The organism is Vibrio sp. 1F255, assembly GCF_041439145.1.
In the GTDB taxonomy this organism is placed as follows: domain Bacteria; phylum Pseudomonadota; class Gammaproteobacteria; order Enterobacterales; family Vibrionaceae; genus Vibrio; species Vibrio crassostreae_C.
Genome location: NZ_JBGONQ010000084.1, coordinates 1 through 1,251, shown reverse-complemented (window position 1 = coordinate 1,251; position 1,251 = coordinate 1). Strand labels below are relative to the sequence as shown.

The 1,251-nt window shown below is 37.7% G+C and carries 1 protein-coding gene; it reads right to left on the bottom strand.

Annotated elements, in window-relative coordinates:
- Window positions 1–59: 59 nt before the first annotated feature.
- Entirely contained in the window at window positions 60–1,130 is a 1,071-nt protein-coding gene (locus ACED41_RS21510) for a hypothetical protein (protein ID WP_371725668.1), read from the bottom strand.
- Window positions 1,131–1,251: the final 121 nt, after the last annotated feature.

Sequence of the window (1,251 nt, the reverse complement as noted above, 5' to 3'; positions counted from 1 at the left end):
TGTGGGATGAAAACACAGCCAAAAATTAATCATTGACGCCATAGTCGTTTGTTATATTTTTATTGTTTGACAGACTTTATTAGCTTACCAAGTTGCTCAACACCATCAAAAGTAGATGGTATATGATCAGCGTTGGGAGCTATCCCTGAAAATATTATGCTTTCAAATTTATCCAAAGAATCTTTGTCTTGTTTCTTCATATCACCTGCATACTCAGAATAGTTATGTATGAAGCGACAAAAGGTCATTCTAAGATCTATTTGTAGCAATTGAGACTGTAAGGATTTGTAATTAGTCAGAAGAACTCGAAAGTAATATACCAGAATAACGACAAGTGAAACTGTAGGTAGAGCGACCAACATCATTATCCTCGTCAATTCAGCACCTTTTTCAATATTCGCTAGCACATATGACACTTCGAAAATGAGGGGTAATAGAATGAGAATAGATACTAGCCTTAGCCACAATAGGACGTTCTTAATTTCTTTCTTTTTCTGCTCTGCTAGATTGTTAAAACCATCACTCAACCCAACGAAATTGAAAGCATCTTTATATGTATCAAGAGATTGCTTTAAATTAGATGCTCGATCTTCTCTTTCTTTGAGCTCCTTGTCCCATGATTTTTTTGTATCTTCGAAGCTTGACTTAGCCAAGTGTAGTTTGCGGACACTTTCGACAGCAGGACTATTGGCGATTTCCTTTAAGATAGCAATAGGCATTTCACTAATTGCGAAATGAATATCAGATTGCCCCTCATCGGAAAAACTTGTTGAGTTCTCAGAACAAAAGCGTCTAGCCCTCTCTAAATCTCTATGAATGTCATTTGGAGTGGACAAATGAAACTCTAAAAGGAACCTGAACAACAACCCCATCGCGCTATCTAATTCTTCCTTATCCAAACTTGCAGTTCTCTCCCCCAAAAAATGAACTAGATGCTCCCCAACCCAACCAATGTTTATTTGGCAACGCGAATCCCACAAGTCAGGGCTACTTATTATAGCCTTGCAGACAACAAGCAGGTGTTTGCTGCGGTTACTTTCAAAGTCTGACTCGTAAGTTAACCCATCAACTCTATTGATGAACTTAGAAATTACTCGTTGAGTTGTTTCATTTTCAAAAAACTGGTTCATAAAACTCCATTAAAAATATAACGAATGATATGGACTCCCTCTACCTGACACTCTGCGTGCCATACTTACTTAGTACACGCTGAAGAACTGGAGGTTACTATGTCCACCATTCAAACTATTG

Coding starts and splice junctions, on each gene's coding strand:
- ACED41_RS21510 (WP_371725668.1), bottom strand. CDS start 1,130: ATGAACCAGTTTTTTGAAAATGAAACAACTCAACGAGTAATTTCTAAG.